An 18,275-nucleotide genomic window follows, 5' to 3' on the forward strand; every position below is an offset into this window, starting at 1 on the left:
AGGTATCGGGTTCCCACATTCATCCGCACATGTGCGGATGAATGTGGGAGGTGTTCGGATAAAGTTGATAATCAAGGATTACTGCATTTTTTAAACGTTATATACGAATACTCTTGTTTGGTAAAGTGCAACGTGATAGGGTCTTTACCACTTGATAGAGGCGCGGGCACGAAGAGCCACGGGCGAGTCGGCAGACTTTGACCCCGTGGGGAGGCGAAACCCGCCGAACTGGGTTTTTCGGGCACGAACAACCTGGTGGGCCTGTGGGAAACACCCACAGGACTGTCTGCAGCAATGCGGGAGCGCTATCCGGACATTGGGTCCACGCTATGCGGATTCGATGCGCAGATGGCGCCGTCTGGATAGCGAGGTTTACGGGACATGGCATTGACCCCCAACGAGGCATATGCGGCCAAGCAGCCGTTTGTGGACAAGGAGACACTCGAGCATATCGTCGAGCAGTTCCCCACGCCGTTTCATCTATACGACGAGGCGGGCATCCGCCGCAACATGCAAGAAGTACGCGACGCCTTTGCATGGAACCCGGGCTTTAAGGAATACTTTGCCGTCAAGGCCAACCCCAACCCGGCGCTCATCTCCATTCTCAACGAATACGGCTGCGGCTGCGATTGCTCGAGCTATACCGAGCTCATGATCGCCCGCTCACTGGGTATCACGGGACACGACATCATGTTCTCGTCCAACGACACACCGGCTGCCGACTTTGAGCTCGCCGACAAGCTGGGTGCCATCGTCAACTTTGACGACATCAGCCACATCGGGTTCTTTGAGCGCGTTGCGGGGCCCATCCCCAAGACGGTCAGCTGCCGCTTTAATCCAGGCGGCCTGTTCCAGCTCTCCAACGGCATCATGGACAACCCGGGCGACTCCAAATATGGCATGACCACCGAGCAGCTCTTTGAGGCCTTCCGCATGCTCAAGGCCAAGGGCGCCGAGGACTTTGGCATCCACGCATTCCTTGCCAGCAACACCGTCACCAACGACTACTACCCCAAGCTCGCGCGCATCCTCTTTGAGCTTGCCGTACGCCTGGAGCGCGAGACCGGCGCACACGTCGCCTTCATCAATCTGTCCGGCGGCGTCGGCATCCCCTACCTGCCCGAGCAGCAGGCCAACGACATTCACGCCATCGGCGAGGGAGTACACGCGGCATACGACGAGATCCTGGTTCCCGCCGGCATGGGCGATGTGGCCATCTGCACTGAGATGGGCCGCTTTATGATGGGCCCCTACGGCTGCCTGGTCACCAAGGCTATCCACGAGAAGCAGATCTACAAGGACTATATCGGTGTCGATGCAAGCGCCGTCGATTTGATTCGCCCTGCCATGTATGGCGCCTACCACCACATTACGGTGATGGGTCAGCCGGGCGGCGCCGACAAGGCCACGGCGCCCGTCACGAACACCTATGACATCACGGGCAACCTATGCGAGAACAACGACAAGTTTGCTATCGATCGCAAGCTGCCGCATATCGACATGGGTGACCTGCTTGTAATCCACGATACCGGTGCGCATGGCTACTCCATGGGCTACAACTACAACGGACGGCTGCGCTCGGCCGAGGTCCTGCTGCGCCCCGATGGCGCGGCCGACCTCATCCGCCGCGCCGAGCGCCCGGGCGATTACTTTGCCACGCTCGACGTGCTGCCGTGCGGCCGAGAGCTGCTGGCCAAGTCGCGCGCCGAAAGTGCCCGCCGTCGCGCCGAAGACGAGCGCCTGGCAGTCGCAGCTCAATGGAACAAACGCATCCAGATCGCGGAGGCGAAGGAGAAGAACATGGACATCCGCAACCTCGAGGGCTCAATCGTCGCCCTCGTCACGCCGTTTAAAAAGGATGGCAGTGTCGACTTTGACGCACTCGAGCGCCTTATCGATTTCCACCTGCAAAACGGCACCGACGCCATCCTCACCCTGGGCACCACCGGCGAGAGCGCCACGATGACCGACGACGAGGACAACTCCGTCGTCGCCGCTGTGGTCAAGCATGTTGCAGGACGCGTCCCCGTTATTGCCGGCTCGGGCTCCAACTCCACGCAGACCATGCTCACCAAGTCGCTCACCTATCAGGGCCTGGGCGCCGACGGTCTGCTGCTCATCACCCCCTACTACAACAAGTCCAATGAAGAGGGTATCTATCAGCACCTTAAGACCGTCGCCGATGCCGTGGACATCCCCTGCATCCTGTACAACATCCCCGGCCGCTGTGGCTGCGGCATCAGCGAGCGCAACGTAGAACGCCTGGCCGCGCACCCCAACATCATGGGTATTAAGGAGGCCTCGGGCAACGTCGCCTACGCGGCCAAGATCGCCCACCTGCTGTCAGACGACTTCCGCATGTACTCGGGCGAGGACGCGCTTACCGTACCGCTCATGAGCCTGGGCGCCTCGGGCACCATCAGCGTGTGGGCCGATGTTCAGCCGCAGCTCGTGCACGACATGTGCCGCGCCTATCTGGACGGTGACGTGGCACGCGCCCGCGATATCCAGATTGCCGGCCAGCCGCTCATCAATGCCCTCTTTAGCGAGGTCAACCCCATCCCCGTCAAGGAAGCGCTCGCCCAGATGGGCATGATCGAGGCAAACTACCGTATGCCGCTGTGCCCCATGGCAGACGACACGCGAGCCGCACTTACCGATGCTCTGAAGGGAGCTGGTCTGCTTGATTAAGACCGTCATTATGGGAACGGGCCGCACGGGCTCGCTCATCCGCACCACCGCCGAGGGCACCGTTGATGCCGCCGGTCAGCCCGTTTTTGATATCGTCGCCCAGATCGGTTTTGATCTGTCCGAGCTCGAGAGCGCCCCGGCGGCCGACGTTATCATCGACTTCTCGAACGTCGTGACCTTCGATGCCGTCGTCGCCTATGTCGAGCGCACGGGCGCCGCGTTGGTCTCGGGCACCACGGGCTATACGCCCGAGCAGATGGACCGCCTGCGTGAGCTGGGCCAGAACACCCGCGTTATGCACTCGGGCAATTACTCCATCGGTATCGCAGCCCTGCGCCATCTGGTAGCGCAGGCTACACGCGAGCTGCCCGGCTTTGACTGCGAAATCGTCGAGACGCACCACAACCAAAAGGTCGACGCCCCGAGCGGCACTGCCAAGCTACTGCTCGACGCCGTCGTCGAAGCTGAACCCGAGGCAGGCTACCACCCCGTCTATGGCCGTGAGGGCATGTGCGGCGCGCGCGATCCCAAGGAGATCGGCATGCACTCGCTGCGCGGCGGCACCGTCGCCGGCGTGCACGAGGTGGGTTTCTTTGGCCAGGACGAGGAGGTCACGCTCACCCACCGCGCCACGAGCCGTCAGATCTTTGTCAACGGCGCCCTGGCAGCCGCGCAGAAGCTCGTCACCCGCGACCCCGGCTTCTACACCTTCGACCAGGTCATGTTTGCCTAACCAGGTATCAACCGTATCCACGAAAAGGAGAAACAGCATATGAGTAACGCAGCCGAGATGGATGCCCAGGAGATTATCAACTACATCGCCACCGCGCCCAAAAAGACACCTGTCAAGCTGTACGTGCGCGAGAAGCCCGGCATGAAGGTTGCCTGGGGCGACGCACATGTCTACGGCGGCCGTCGCGGCAAGACCGTCTTTGGCGACTGGGATGAGCTCAAGGCCATCCTCGATGCCAATGCCGACTCCATCGACTACTACGATGTCGAGAATGACTGCCGCAACTCCGCCGTGCCCATGCTCGACCTTAAGGGCATCAACGCTCGCATCGAGCCGGGCGCGATCATCCGCGACCGCGTCGAGATCGGCGATCGCGCCGTCATCATGATGGGCGCCATCATCAACATCGGCTCCGTCATTGGTGAGGGTTCCATGATCGATATGGGCGCCGTGCTGGGCGGCCGCGCCACCGTGGGCAAGAACTGCCACATCGGCGCCGGCACCGTGCTGGCAGGCGTCGTGGAGCCCGCCAGCGCCACGCCCGTCATCATCGAGGACGACGTTATGATTGGCGCCAACGCCGTGGTCCTGGAGGGCGTGCGCGTGGGCAGGGGCGCTGTTGTTGCCGCCGGCGCCGTGTGCGTCGAGGATGTCCCCGCCGGTGCCGTCGTGGCCGGTGTCCCCGCCCGCGTCATCAAGATGCGCGACGAGAAGACCGACAGCAAGACCGGCCTGGAAGAGGGCCTGCGCCAGCTGTAGAAGTTACGCGGTTTTGCCAAACCGCGTAACAGCTCGACGCTGCAAACGCCCCTAGGCGAGCAATCTGACGTTCAATCGTCGGTCGCGTACCGAAGTACGCTTCCCTCCTCTTTCACGTCACCTTGCTCGCCTAGGGGCGTTTCCGCTGACGTACGCTCAACCTGCGGCGCAATGTCAGCAACCAAGCCGAAAACAAAAAAGGCCGAAGTCCCAAAAGGCTTCGGCCTTTGTTTTTTGCAACGTCCAAGAGCAGTTTATCGATTCTCAATACTTCCGATGTTCTTGAGCTCGATGGAGATGAGGCCGTTGGGCTCGTTGACGAACTCGATGTACTCGGAGTTCGAACCCATCTCGGCCGGGAAGCTGATCTCGATACCCGTGTCGGTACGGATCTTGTGATTACGCACGGCCGCGCGCTCAACTTGCTTGCGCTCCACGGGAACGCGTTCGGGAACTTTCTCCTCGGTCAGTGCCGCGCGCACGCTTTCCTTGATGACCGGCTCGTCCTCAAAGACCTCATCGACGATATCCCAAGGCGGCAGCTCCTCGTCATCTTCAACCTTCTCGGCCACAGCGGCCTTAACCTTGGCGAGCGCCACGGCCGTGTTGGCGCCGTGCTCCTCGGCGACTTCCTCGACCACACGCGTCACGGTATCGATGACTTCCTTGCCCGACACGCCCGTGTCGCACTGCAGCAGGCCATCGGGGATAAGCATACGGTCCTCACCGGCAATCTTGCGTTTCTTGTCCACATAGCCAATCTCCATGGTGCTCGCGCGCACGATGGCATAGCTCGGCACCTTCTGCGAGGGATTTGGCAAAATGGCGTAATGGCGCGCGATGTCGTTGCGCACCTCCCCCTCCTCGCGGCCCACTTCGTGCATAAAAGCCTGCTTGGAGCCCAGCAGCATCACGGCAAACCAGCGGGCATCCTCATCGTCATCAAAGTCCGCCACAAGCACGTCAGTGGACTCGGCTTTCTCGGCCTTGGTAAGTTCGGAAGAGATGAACTCCGCAATCTGCTGAGACAGGTCCACGAACTCACGCTCACCAAAGAAATAGCCCTTGAGCTCGCCGCCGAATGCGGAGTTCTCGGCAAACGTGGCGCGTTTATTGTCGGCCGAGGTGCGTGCGCGGCGCAGATGCGTGGTCACGAAGTTGCGCACGGTACGGCTCTCGATATCGAGCTCTCGCTGGCTCATGACGTTGACGGCAGAGTCAAAGTCCAGGATATGCAGAATCGCGTGATTGATTTTCATATACGGCATTCCGTTCTAGATCGATTTCGGCACGAACCAGTATAGCGGTCGAGCCCGCCCCAGGCGCATCGAAGATTGGCGCATCGGGGACAGGTTGCTTTGTATCAATGGCTAGCGCAGGAGCTCGGACTGCCAAGCCTCGAGCTGTTCTGCCAAACTCTTGCCGGCAGCGGGCACGTCGATCTGGGGTCGTTTGGGCAACAGTGCGCATTTAAGGATCGCCACGATGGTCTGCGAGATAAAGCGTCGCGTATCTTTGTCAAAGCCTTGCGCAGCCTGGAGCATCACGGGCAGACTCTCACGCAGATTTCCTGCGATATCCGCAAACCGTTCGGCGTCCGTAGCCTCAAACACGGAGAACAACGTATCTACAAAACGCTCGCGCTCGCTAGGTGACACTGCAAGCAGCATCTCGCGAATGGAGCCATCAACGTATCGAGCACCGGCGGACAGGCGCTCACAGTATACGAAGTCGCAACCATCAACCACCCAGCTAAAGGGATTGTGCTGCAGCAGGCTGAACTCGGTGCTCTCAACGATGGCATAGTCCTCTTGTGTCTCGAACATCATGCCGAAGATCGACGACCGAGGTAGCGTCTTGTCGATTCGACCGGAAAGATCGGCAAAGGCGTTGCCGTTCAGAAACTCCTCGACGAACCCTGGACCATCATGGGAATACGCCCGTTCGATTCGCTCACGGGCGACATCGGAGCACATCGCCGCACCGTACACCGCAAGGTTTCCGCCCTTGGAATGACCTCCGCACAAAAGCGGCCCGTCGATCGCATCCGCCGCCTCGTCCACATAACGCGCCGCGGATTCCTGGGCCGGCACAGGACACCGGAACGCCATGTTAAAGTCCTCTTTCCAGCCCACAATCGTGCTGTCGGTCCCCCGGAAGGAAAGATAGCTAAACCCCGCCGGAAACCGGAACGCCATGGCTGCAAACTGCTCCGTCGCCACCACATCGCTCACGGCACGATAGCCGCAAACGTGCACGCCGCGGTATCTGGGATTTGCTGCCACGGCCTCCAACAAGGCCCTGCTTCCCTCTGGGTCCCACAAGTCGTCAATCATGTCCCGGTAGCACTCGGCACGCAGCAGTTCGCGTACGTCTAGGCCCTGCCAGTTCGTCAGCCCCGCCATATCACCCGGCAAGCGCAAATAGGACAACCACGCAAAGACCAGGCTATCCACCGCGCAGAACGGCCGCTCCTCAAAGGGATCAAACGCCGTCTGGACATAGGTCAAAAAATTAGGCGAATCCGACATGGCCCTCCCATCAACTATGGTGCATTGGAGTCAGGTTACTTTGCACCAAAAAGGCGCCCGGGCCGTGTGGACCCGGACGCCTTCATTGTAGCTTTTCGCTCTAGCGAGCTTGATTTAGCAGGAGAAGTCGACGCTGTCGATGATGTCCTTGAGGGCCTTGGCGGAGACGGTGAGCTCATGCTGCTCGTCGTCGTTCAGCGGCACGGGGACGCGGCAGACAACGCCGTCGCGGCCAACGACGGTCGGCATGGAGATGGCAAGATCGGACAGGCCATACTCGCCCACCATGAGCGAGGAGACAGGCAGAACGGTCTGCTCATCGCGCATAACGGCGGTGCAGATGCGCTTGACGGCCATGGCGACGCCATAGTAGGTGGCGTGCTTCTTCTCGATGATGGTGTAGGCGGAGTTCTTGACGTCCTCGGCGATGCGCTTCTCGGCAGCCTCATGCTCCAAGTGGCCGTGAAGCTCACAGAAGGTGTTCAGCGGAACGCCGGCAACCTGAGCGCTGGACCAAGCGACAAACTCGGAGTCGCCGTGCTCGCCCATGACATAGGCCTGGACATCGCGCGGGTCAACCTCGACGTGGGCACCAAGCATCTGCTGCAGGCGGCCGGTGTCGAGCACGGTGCCGGAGCCGATGACATGGCCCTCGGGCAGGCCAGACATCTTGATGGCAGCATAGGTCAGAACATCAACCGGGTTGGAGACGATTAGCAGAATGCCGTCGAAGCCGGACTTCTTAATCTCGGGAATAATGGACTTGAAGATGCTGACGTTCTTGTTGACCAGGTCCAGGCGGGTCTCACCGGGCTTCTGGGCAGCGCCAGCGGTGACAACAATCATGGCGGCGTCGGCGACATCGGAATAATCGCCGGCGTAGATCTTCATCGGCTCGGCAAACGTCATGCCGTGCGCGATATCCAGGGCCTCACCCTCGGCGCGGTTCTTGTCCACGTCGATGAGGACCATTTCGGAGAACAGACCGCTCTGCATCAGCGCGAACGCCGAAGACGAACCGACGAAACCGCAGCCGACAATAGCGACCTTCTTCTCGTTAACCATTAGAAACTCCCATCTCACTCCACAAACAAGCCGCCCGGGAACGACCCGAGCGGCTTGTCGTAATCCCAATACATCCAATCGGGACTTTGATTATGCTCCTATTCGCAGCCAAAAATCGACCGTTTACCGAAATTGTTTGCAGGATTCGTAAAATAACTGCACGAAATCGGTTTCGATATATTGACGAGGCGAAATAGCTTTCTAATACAGGCCCGCCTCGCGAATGGCCTCGACAGCCAAAGCGATCTGGTCGGGCGGCAAGACCAGCGCCATGCGCACGTGTCCCTCGCCCGAAGGACCAAAGCTCGCGCCCGGCGTCACCACAACGCCGGCCTTCTCCATGAGCTCCTCGCAAAACGCCATCGAATCGGTGCGGCCACCGGGGAGCTTGGCCCACACAAACATAGAGCCATGCGCGTTGGGACGCTCCCAGCCCAGGCCCTCAAGACCGTCGCACAGGACATCGCGGCGCTCCTGGTACTTCAGACGCTGTGCCTCGACCTCATCGCGCGGGCCATTAAGGCACGCGATAGCAGCCTTCTGGATCGGGAGGAACATACCGAAGTCAATCTGGCTGCGCAGCTTGGCAAAGGCCGAGACCACGTCCTCGCGACCGACCAAAAAGCCAATGCGGGCACCGGTGACGTTAAACGACTTGGAAAGCGAGAAGAACTCCACGCCCACCTCGAGCGCACCGGGATACTGCAAGAAGCTGCCGCCGGGCTCGCCGTCAAACACGATGTCGGAGTACGCGTTGTCATGGACGATGAGTAGGTCGTGCTCGCGGGCGAAAGCGATGATCTCCTCGTAGACCTCGGGCGTGCCCACCGAACCCACCGGGTTCGCGGGCAGCGACACGATCATGTACTTGGCACGATCGGCCACCTCGGGATCGATACCCGCCACATAGGGCAGGTAATTGTGCTCGGCAACCAGCGGATAGTACTCGAGCTTGGCATCGGCAATCTTGGCACCCGCCTCAAAGACCGGGTAGCACGGATCGGGAACCAGAATGGTGTCACCCGGATCGAGCAGGGCCAGGCCCAAATGACCCACGCCCTCCTGCGTGCCGTTGCACGACTGCACCATGGACGGCGTAATGCCCGATACGCCAAAGCGGCGCTCATAGTAATCGCACACGGCTTGCTTGAGTTCGGGCAGGTCGCGCAGGGCATACTTCCACATCTCGGGATCTTGGGCTGCTTGCGTGAGCGCCTCGACCACATGGTCGTACGGCTTAAAGTCGGGCGTGCCCACGCTCATGTTGTAAATGGTCTTGCCCTGAGCCTTCAGCGCGAGAAGCTTGTTGTTGAGCGAAGCGAAGACCTCCGCGCCAAATCGGTCGAGACGCTGCGATGCCTGCATGGTGCCACCTTTCGATATAAAAAACGCGGCGCTCCGACAAGAGCGCCGCGCGATACGGGCCATCAGATTGCAAAAGTGTAACGCTTGCAACCCCCGCATTGGTTCATTTTAGCCAACCTTAGTCAATTGGATTGAGCGCGTCGATCTGCGCAAGCCACAAACGCGAACTGGCGTCACTCGGCATACGCCAATCGCCGCGCGGGCTGAGCGTCACCGAGCCCACCTTGGGACCATCGGGCAGGCAGCTGCGCTTAAACTGCTGGGCAAAGAAGCGACGATAGAACGTACGCAGCCACGTGTGGACGGTCTTGACGTCGTAGACGCCCTCGAAACTCTTGAGCGCCATGCGGTAGATCTTGCCCGGCTCAAAGCCAAAACGCAGCAGGTAGTAGAGGAAGTAGTCGTGCAGCTCGTACGGGCCCACCAAATCCTCGGTCTTCTGTGCGATCTCGCCATCGCCCGTGGGCGGCAGAAGCTCGGGGGACACCGGCGTATCGAGGATATCGAGCAAGACCTCGGCAATACGCCCGCCAAAGACATCAGCCGCATAGCGCACCAGATGGCGCACAAGCGTCTTGGGCACGCTCGCGTTGACGGCGTACATGCTCATGTGGTCGCCGTTATAGGTAGCCCAGCCGAGCGCCAGCTCCGACAGGTCGCCGGTACCGATGACAAAGCCGCCAGCCTGGTTGGCCAGGTCCATCAGAATCTGCGTACGCTCGCGGGCCTGGCTGTTCTCGTAGGTCACGTCCTGCACGGCCGAATCGTGCTCAATGTCCTTGAAGTGCTGTTCCACAGCCGCGTGGATCGAAACCTCGCGGAAGCTCACACCCAGGTCGCGAGCGAGCGACTCGGCGTTCGACTTGGTACGATGCGTCGTGCCAAAGCCGGGCATGGACACGGCCGTGATACCGGTGCGCGGCAGCCCCAGTGCATCGAAGGCGCGAACTGTCACGAGCAGTGCCAGCGTGGAGTCCAAGCCGCCCGAAAGGCCGATGACCGCAGCCTTGGTACCCGTGTGGGCAAGGCGGGTCTTGAGGCCCGCAGTCTGCAGGTCGAGGATGGTCTCGCAACGCTCGGCCAGGTCACCATGGTCGGCCGGCACAAAGGGCGCGCGGGGGAAGACACGGTCAATGTCGAGTGCATCGCGCAGGACAGGCTCGTCTACCAGCACGCCCTCAAACGAAAACTCAACGGTCGTGGCGTCCGGCGCATCGTCCGCGCGCGTCCACGTCGTCGAGCGACGGCGCTCGGCAACCAGACGGTCGAGGTCAACATCGGCAACCGCCATATCGCAGGTAAGGAGCTTCGTCGCCGCCAGCTTAGAGCCGTTTTCGTAGACGAGGTTCTCGCCCGCAAAGACCATATCGGTCGTGGACTCGCCCTCGCTCGCGTCCGCATAGGCATAGGCACAGTACAGGCGCGCGCTTTGATTAGAGATAAGGCTGCGGCGGTAATCTGCCTTACCGATAATCTCGTCCGAGGCCGACGGGTTGAGAATCACCGTCGCGCCGGCAAGCGCCATCTCGGTCGAAGGAGGCGCCGGCACCCACAGGTCCTCACAGACCTCAACGCCCAGCACCAGGTCCTCGGCTCCCTCATCACAGCAGCGGTAGATAAGCCCCGAGCCCAGCGGGACCGGACCCTGACCGGCAAATTCAACCCACACGGGATCCGCAGGCGCCGGAGCAAACCAACGGCGCTCATAGAACTCGCCATAGTTGGGCAAATATTTCTTGGCCGTGAGGCCCAAAAGCTCGCCCGCGCAGCACACGGCGGCGCAGTTGTAGATATTCTCGGCAACCGCAACGGGAAGACCGACGGTAAAGACAATCGGCAGCTCGCGGGTTTCATCGAGAATATGTGCCAGTGCAGTCTCGCAAGCATGCAGCAATGTGCGGTTATGGAACAGATCGGCCGCGGTATAGCCAGTCAGATTAAGCTCGGGCAACACCAACGCACGAACGCCATGCCCGGCAGCTTCGCGAACAGCCGCCAGCGCAACCTCGGCATTGCCCTCGACATCGGCAACGCGAATCCGCGGCGACGCCGCCGCCACACGCAAAAAGCCATCGTTCTTATTAGCCGAAACGCAGCATTGCCTTGTTGATCTGGACACTGGAGGCCCCTTCTACCCTGAGATTCAGTCTAACGAACGTTCACATACCTCTAACTAGCCAAAGCAACCTCCCAGTTTACTGAGAGGCCAACCTGTGCTAAGAGCATGTATTTCAAAAATATCTTTAATTAAAAAAGGAGAAATCGATAATCGACTTCTCCTTTAAGCGAGGCGAGTAAATTCCGAAACTAATGGCAGAATTTATCCATGTAGTCCTCAAAGTCGAACACTTCTACCACGACGCCCTCTTCCTGAAACTCTTTCAGTTGCTCCAAGAGATCTTTGTTAATAATGTCCATGCAGAAACCTCCTCTATCTAATCAATTGTAGTATATCTGCTTTCATGCAATTATCAACCAACTTGTTTAATTGCTCCTCGTTTGCCGATAGTCCCTCTTTTTTCAAAATGTCGCGCACCTCGTTCTTAGTAATCGGCTTTTCAAACAGCGAAAGCAAAGCGAACGAAAAATCATTAACCGCACACATTCTATGGGTGGCACAACTCAGCAGTACTCTTAACCCCTCTTTTGAGCGTCCGACTTCTTTCACAAACGAACTTTTAACCAATTTAAAACCATTATCGTGCATTACATAATCGGCATCGATATTTGTATTCAGCAATCCATAATGCAACAGTTCTTCTATCGCCCTTGTCAGCTCGAGATCGCCCTGATCAAGGATAAGAGAAATGCTACAATCAGCCTCCAATAAACGGGCCAACTTAAGGTATACCAACTGGGAAACAGCATAGACATGATGGTATTCAGAATTATAGAAGTAGGCAAATGGCTCAACGAGCACGACAGAGGTCTTGGAATCCAGCCAGATTCGATCAGCTGGATTTAGACTAGTTAGCCGTCGCTTTACTTTGGTCAAATGTCCCTTATACCTGACAGCGTGAATAGAATCTAGGATCCAGGTCACCTCTGAAATATGAAGCCGCTGGGGCAAGTCAATTGTGTCGCTACCGTTTATGACCTCTTGCATATAAAAATCAATATGATGCTCATCAGATAAGGATTTTGCTTCATTTAAAGTTAAACCAGTGCCTGAAACATAATCCACTTCGAGGCGCAAATCCTCATATTGGGACTTCGGCATTACAGAGACACCATACTTATCGGGATGATTCCAAACATCCGACCCCATAACGAGACCAAAATTCGTAAATCCTCTCGTGGAATATGGAACACCACATACCTGTTTTGAATAATTCAAAACATTCTCTGTATAAGCTAAGGTGTTCAGAGCCTCTTCTTTAGTTTCGGTCGGAAAGCCAATCATAAAGAATAGATGAACAGGAATACCCGCATTAAGACAATCATGGATATTGCGATCAATCCAATCAACTCTCGTGTTCTTCTTCATTAGATCAAGAACTCTTTGGTTGTATGACTCGAGGCCAAACTGAATCTGCCTACATCCACTTTGGTATATCTTGTTGAAAACGTCTGTACTTAGGGTTGGAGAGAACCTCGTTTCTCCATGCCAGAAAAACGTTTTTCCCGATGCGTTTATTTCATCCGCGAGTTGCTCCATTCTTTTGCCTTCGAATGTTTCATCCACAAAAGAGAAAACTCTCGTGCCGTATTTTTCATTTAACCGACACATTATTTCAAATACTCTCGATATGGGCATCTTTCGGTAACAACCACCAGTAGCACCGGGAATGGTGCAGAAGGCGCAATGATTAAAACACTGCCTAGAGGAATAAACCGGCAATATTAACTCAGGCATGAAGTATTTAGAAAGGGCGAAGCCATCGAAATCGGGAACTGTATCGTTGATAAATGTTTGCTCAATCCGATGGTTTTTATATATCTTTCCACCTTTAGCATGGCAAAGGTTTGGAACACAGTCGAGATTGTCATCACCAGAGTCAAGAGCCTCAAGAAGACGTGCAAGCGGCTCTTCGCCGTCATACATCATTATCGAATCAATGTATTCAAAAAAGGGATGCCATTCTTTCATGCAGTCATCTGCTAAACGAGTAATGTAATTGCCGCCCAATGAGACGTGTTTAACAGATGGACATTCTTCTTTAATCAGTTTCGCTAACGTAACTGCGGAAATCAATTGGAAACAGCCGCTCACCGAAATCCCAATAAACTCGATTTTTCCCTCTGAATACGCTTAAGAAAGGCAGTTTCATAGAAGGAAATAAACGGATTATGCAAGGTATCCGCAAGCGATTTCATTATTTCTGGTGTCGAATAATAATCATAGGGCAGATCTATGGAGTTGAACGTGTATTTAACTCCATATGAGACGTGATTTATGATATAGAGTGCATTTCTAAAAATGTTTTCAGCATATTGTCTTTCTTTTAGATTAAAGTATCTCTTTGATCTGAAAATATCTTTTGCTTCGTCAACATTAAGTGCTGACTTTTGTATCAACTCGATTGTTAATTGAACATTCGAACTAAACGAATCCTTTGATTCCCGATACCTTTTACAGCACTCTTCGACATGTCTAAAAGATAGGAGGTCATCGTAAAATTCCACGTTTAAGTCAACAATGTCAACTTTGTATTGTTCAACCTCTTGAAGATATGACTTCAAAACAGGCAAGGCAAGATACGGCCCCACTGGACTCCATCCTGGGGGAAATACTAAAAGCGTTTTAGGCATATCAACGTCACATCTTTCGCAAATAATTCAATTGAAACACAACTACCATCATAATTGAAAATACACCAAGTCCTGTAACGAGAATTGAGAACATCGCGATGCTCGTGAACAGCGAAACAAGGAGTGTTGAAATAACAACAGCAACCGATTGCAAAGACTCCCTAATTGAAAACAGGCTTATCGATTCAGATCCGTCTCTCGCCAAATCCTGCAGCGATGTTATGAGAAGCACATCTTGAATGGCGTTTCCGGCACCGACGATAAAAAGGAAAATAAACGATATCCCAGACGCATAGCGATAGCCAAACGCCAGATACGCACCGAGCGCAAGATACGTCACAAAACAATATGATTTAACGCAATCGGAACCACTGATTAAACGACCATATATTGTATTTCCGAACAACAGTCCGATTGTAAGACTACTCTGAAGGAATCCGTATTGTATCGATGACGAGTCAAATTGCAATTGCGCTATAGCTGGCAAAAGAGAATTCAGAGAGCCGAATGCCACGCCACTAGAAATATCGATTAATAGGAAACCAATTGCCAAGTGCTTCGCGCTAAGATCACTAAATGCAGTCCTGTTTTTTTCATTTTTGCTTATCCCCTCTTTATCATTAACCTCGATAACCGACGGAACATCTCGCAGCAACCAGAACGACGCGGCAAAAGAAAGCGCGTCTAATGCAAGAACAGCCTCCGCCCCAAATTGAGCGACAACAAAACCGCCGGCAACTGGCCCCAGAACCATCATCAAATTCTGCAGAAACCCAAACGAATTATTAATTACGTCGCGATTGATACTATTCGTATTGGCTCTTAACAACGAGTAAAAGCAGGGCATTTCAACCGTTCGGCAAAGCGATACCGCGCACGTAATAGCAAACATACTCCATTTACTATCAACAAAAATATAGCAAACGAATAATCCCGCGCGAATTAAGTCTGCCAATCTCATGGCCTGCAGTGTCCCGATACCCATCTTCTGAGGCAGCTGCGCGAGCGCAACTGAAAACAGAGAGGGGGCAAATCTGCAGCAGACCATCAAAGCAGTTGCAGAAACATCGTGAGTTACCTCGTAAATCAGCATTGGCAAAGCAATATTCGCACACCAATTGCCTATTTCGCTTATCCCTCTAGCAATATATAGGACCCGAACCGGATGGCTAGCTCTCAATACCGTGAACATCACGATTAACCTCGTATTTCAGGCCTCGTTCATCCCTTAATAGGAATCCATAATCAACCAAGTACCGCCTCAACACGGCATAATCAGGATAGAGCTGTGACAGCACACGATTAACCTGAAGCTCCGTATAACTTGTATTTAATTCAAAGAAAGAGACGGCCCATAGCAGCATGATTCTTTTATAGCTTTCCTTTTTTGGAATTGAAACCAGCTCGCCATTCTTGAGAAATCGTTTTTTAAAGTCTATTAGCTCATCCATTCACATCCTCCATTTCATACGCATCTAATACTAAAAATGCATACGCTTTAGGTCATCTCATTCGGCTTCTATATTCGAACTAAACTCGAACTAATCTAAGTGATTTGCTCAAACACTCTTCGAAAGCTCGTTTTTCACTCTGAGTAAAATGCCCTTCCCAGTCAGTCCACGAACAGGAAGGCAACTCACAACGAGCGGAGTCGAAGCCCTCTGCCGTCGGTCGTTCAAAATGCACGATAACCTTTTCGATGTCCCCATCTGTTATCAGGTCAGAATGAACGACCTCGGTACCGTCTTCGAATGTCATATATGGGTACATCACGTAAACCACCTCGCAATCGTAAATCCAGTTTAGCATCAAGCTATTGCACCAAAGACAGCAAGCCCCCCTTGATGAGTTGATGGTATCTGTTAAATGTCACGTACGATTCACATCTGGTGGGTACCCTGATGGCTACACGAAACGAAGCAGATTTACACCGGGAGGACCCCGTATGACAACCAAGTACACCGACGCGCCGCGCACGCGCGTCATGACGCCGGCATCGCTCAACAACGGCGTGCACGAGAACCATTCCATCGGACAGACCATGGCCATCGCGCCCAAAAAGGGCCTGTTTGACGACATTTCCATTCCCCAGATCATCGCCGGCGCCGCAGCTGCCGCCACGAGCGTTGCACTTGCCTCCAAGATCGGTATCGCGGGTTCAGTAATTGGCGCCGCCGTGAGCTCGGTCATCACCGTTGTGTCCTCGCAGGTCTACCGCCACTTTATCTCTGCCAGCGCCAAAGCCCTCAAAGGTACGCACGCCGACGTCGACTACCCCGCCGGCGCCTATAAGCCCGTTGAGTTTGATGCCGAGGAGCACCTAGGTGGCGCCGCGACCACGCAGGAGATGCGCCAGGTTGCGGGACGCGCGACCACGGCGCGTGTCGCCCCCAACAGCCTGCGCGCCAAGGCGGCGGCAGAGCGCAGCCAGACGCAAAAGAAGGTCATCATCTTCTCGATCGCCATCGCCATCGTCGCGGTCATCGCCTGCGCCGGCGCCATCCTTATCACCACCGCCGGTGAGGGTCTGGGCGAGCGCCCCGAGCCAATCCTTTCGTCGCGCACGACCGAGAGCGATGCAAATGGCAACACCCAGTCGCAAGATCAGCAGGCACAGACGGACGGCACGCAAGACAGTTCTACCTCTGCCGATTCGTCCTCGAACACCCAAAACCAATCGCAGGGCACCGATTCATCTACGGCCAACAGTGGCACGCCGTCCGACACGACCGACTCAAGCCAAACGACTGACGGTTCACAGCCGAACACGGGAGGCCAGACGAGCGACACCACGTCGGGAACGGGTGCAGCAGACAGTAGCAACACCAACAGCTCGAGCGGAACCGCGTCCGGCACGGCATCTGACAACTCGAGCCAAGGCACGGCATCGGGCAACTAAGCACATTTGCCTCTCATAGATAACCGACCTATACAACGGGCGCGAATCGAAAGCGGTTCGCGCCCGTTTGCCTTGGGCGCCGCCATGGCGAACGCCATACGATGGTAAGATGCTTTACATGTGTAAAGAGGAGATTTGCCATGAGCAAGACAATAGTTAGGCCCACGCTTTCGCTGGGCAACCACATCTATCTGTATCGCCTGCTGCGCGATGCGATTGGATGCGGCAAGCAAACATTTATGACGCAGGTCGAGGAGGCGCTCGCCGCTGGCGACATGACCGCTTATGACCTGGGCTTCGAGTCCACGCGCGAGCTGCTCGAGGAGCTCAACGACTGCGTTAAGCTCACCGTCTTTAAGGGCGGCCGCCTGTATGCCACCGTCATCGCCAACGAGGCCTGGGATGCCGCCCTTGCCAAGGGCGAGGACAAGCCCAAGGCAGCCAAGGGAGCCAAGCAGTCCTACAAAAAGAAAAAGCGCGGTGAGAAGGACCTCAAGGCTGTGCGTCCCAAGCACGTTAAGCGTCCCGAGCCCGAGCCCGTGGCCGAAGTCGCTCCGGAGCCCGAGCCCGAGCCCGAGATCGAAGTCGCTATTGAGGTAACGGCAGAAGCCGAAACCGAAATCACCGCCACGACCGATCCCGAAGTCATATCCAAGCAGGAAGCCACTACGGAGCTCAACGAGGCTCCCAAGCCGACACCCGAAGAAGCCGCTAGCCAACCTGAGGCGCCTGCGCTCCAAAACAGCGATGCCTTTGGCGACGAGGCTGAGGACGATCAGCCCGAAGGGCCCGCAGAACAGGACGCTACCGAGGTGGAATCGGAGCCCGAGGCACCGCAGCCTGCCATCTCACTCACGGTCGTCTATGACCCCGAGAACGCCAACGCCGGCATCACCACCATGGCGTCCACTCCGGTCGAGGCAAAGTCGAGCGTCGAGGACGAGAACGCGACGCAGGTTGAGGTTGAAACTGCAGCTGCAGACGCGCCCGCCACCGTGGAGCCCGCAGATTCCACGATCAAGCCGGAAGCGACGCCGGAGCCCGCACCCGTCATCAAATCCGTGCCCACCTCTGCTTGCAAACAAATTCCCGCACCGGCACCGGCTTCGGCACCCGCAGCGGCCCCAGCCCCCGCACCCGCAGCACCGACCATCCCCGAGGACTTCCCCGTCGATTTCGCAACCGAGGTCTTCTGCCCCGGCCCGCTTCTGCACCAGTTGTCGACCTATCTCCCCTACGGCGCCGACACGCTCGGCATTGTCGGCGAGTACTACTGGATCGCCCGCGAGCGCGGTACCATCGAGGCCGCGCGAAACCGCGCAAGCTTCCCCCTGTGCTACACGCAGGCCGGCGAGCGCCGCGTGGTTACCGTGCGCATCCGCCGCAACACCACCGGCGGTCTCGGAGCCGCCTGGGCCATCGACAAGGTCGAAGCCCCGGTCGAGTAAAAAAGGCCTCGGATAGCCAATTGACCATCCGA

At 56.3% G+C, this 18,275-nt stretch carries 14 protein-coding genes and 1 riboswitch; of the genes, 5 read left to right on the plus strand and 9 right to left on the minus strand.

The features are described from left to right. Positions 1–147: 147 nt before the first annotated feature. Positions 148–316, plus strand: a riboswitch (Lysine riboswitch). 65 nt (positions 317–381) lie between these two features. The 3 genes from dapA to dapD are packed head-to-tail and all read left to right on the plus strand — an operon-like array spanning position 382 to position 4,183. After that, positions 382–2,691 (plus strand): 4-hydroxy-tetrahydrodipicolinate synthase, encoded by a 2,310-nt coding sequence (gene dapA / locus ABG996_RS08265; protein ID WP_347478551.1) that lies wholly within the window; start codon positions 382–384, stop codon positions 2,689–2,691. After that, positions 2,684–3,424: a 4-hydroxy-tetrahydrodipicolinate reductase gene (gene dapB / locus ABG996_RS08270; RefSeq protein WP_347478552.1), complete on the plus strand. Its 741-nt coding sequence runs from the start codon at positions 2,684–2,686 to the stop codon at positions 3,422–3,424. The genes dapA and dapB overlap by 8 nt, the downstream gene beginning before the upstream one ends. Before the next feature lie 39 nt (positions 3,425–3,463). After that, positions 3,464–4,183, plus strand: a complete 720-nt coding sequence (dapD, locus tag ABG996_RS08275) for a 2,3,4,5-tetrahydropyridine-2,6-dicarboxylate N-acetyltransferase (RefSeq protein ID WP_271741649.1) — start codon at positions 3,464–3,466, stop codon at positions 4,181–4,183. Positions 4,184–4,437: 254 nt separating this feature from the next. Here the strand turns inward: dapD and ABG996_RS08280 are convergent, their stop codons facing one another. From ABG996_RS08280 to ABG996_RS08320, 9 genes are all read right to left on the minus strand, one after another. Then, the gene (locus ABG996_RS08280) at positions 4,438–5,442 is read right to left on the minus strand and encodes a nucleoid-associated protein (RefSeq protein WP_022094136.1); all 1,005 of its coding nucleotides are present in this window, start codon (positions 5,440–5,442) and stop codon (positions 4,438–4,440) included. 111 nt (positions 5,443–5,553) lie between these two features. Beyond that, positions 5,554–6,714: an Mbeg1-like protein gene (locus ABG996_RS08285; protein WP_347478553.1), complete on the minus strand. Its 1,161-nt coding sequence runs from the start codon at positions 6,712–6,714 to the stop codon at positions 5,554–5,556. A 114-nt stretch (positions 6,715–6,828) separates the two neighbouring features. Further along, positions 6,829–7,779: an L-lactate dehydrogenase gene (locus tag ABG996_RS08290; protein WP_022094138.1), complete on the minus strand. Its 951-nt coding sequence runs from the start codon at positions 7,777–7,779 to the stop codon at positions 6,829–6,831. A gap of 201 nt (positions 7,780–7,980) precedes the next feature. Further along, the gene (locus ABG996_RS08295) at positions 7,981–9,144 is read right to left on the minus strand and encodes a pyridoxal phosphate-dependent aminotransferase (protein ID WP_347478555.1); all 1,164 of its coding nucleotides are present in this window, start codon (positions 9,142–9,144) and stop codon (positions 7,981–7,983) included. A gap of 118 nt (positions 9,145–9,262) precedes the next feature. Next, positions 9,263–11,263: an NAD(+) synthase gene (locus ABG996_RS08300; protein ID WP_347478556.1), complete on the minus strand. Its 2,001-nt coding sequence runs from the start codon at positions 11,261–11,263 to the stop codon at positions 9,263–9,265. Between the two features lie 312 nt (positions 11,264–11,575). After that, the gene (locus tag ABG996_RS08305) at positions 11,576–13,357 is read right to left on the minus strand and encodes a B12-binding domain-containing radical SAM protein (protein WP_347478557.1); all 1,782 of its coding nucleotides are present in this window, start codon (positions 13,355–13,357) and stop codon (positions 11,576–11,578) included. Then, positions 13,354–13,896 (minus strand): hypothetical protein, encoded by a 543-nt coding sequence (locus ABG996_RS08310; protein WP_196022590.1) that lies wholly within the window; start codon positions 13,894–13,896, stop codon positions 13,354–13,356. Before ABG996_RS08310 ends, ABG996_RS08305 begins: the two co-directional genes overlap by 4 nt. Before the next feature lie 7 nt (positions 13,897–13,903). Then, positions 13,904–15,088, minus strand: coding sequence for an MFS transporter (locus ABG996_RS08315; RefSeq protein WP_229055561.1), 1,185 nt, complete (start codon positions 15,086–15,088; stop codon positions 13,904–13,906). Then, entirely contained in the window at positions 15,066–15,347 is a 282-nt protein-coding gene (locus tag ABG996_RS08320; RefSeq protein ID WP_055251466.1) for a DUF2087 domain-containing protein, read from the minus strand. Before ABG996_RS08320 ends, ABG996_RS08315 begins: the two co-directional genes overlap by 23 nt. A gap of 494 nt (positions 15,348–15,841) precedes the next feature. On the opposite strand from ABG996_RS08320, the gene ABG996_RS08325 reads away from it, so the two are divergent. Next, the gene (locus ABG996_RS08325; RefSeq protein WP_347478559.1) at positions 15,842–16,795 is read left to right on the plus strand and encodes a hypothetical protein; all 954 of its coding nucleotides are present in this window, start codon (positions 15,842–15,844) and stop codon (positions 16,793–16,795) included. Positions 16,796–16,935: 140 nt separating this feature from the next. Continuing rightward, positions 16,936–18,243 carry a hypothetical protein gene (locus ABG996_RS08330; protein WP_347478560.1) on the plus strand — a complete coding sequence of 436 codons (1,308 nt, stop codon included), beginning with the start codon at positions 16,936–16,938 and terminating at the stop codon, positions 18,241–18,243. The last annotated feature ends 32 nt before the right edge of the window (positions 18,244–18,275 follow it).

This window comes from Collinsella aerofaciens, from assembly GCF_039836695.1.
Lineage (GTDB): Bacteria > Actinomycetota > Coriobacteriia > Coriobacteriales > Coriobacteriaceae > Collinsella > Collinsella aerofaciens_BD.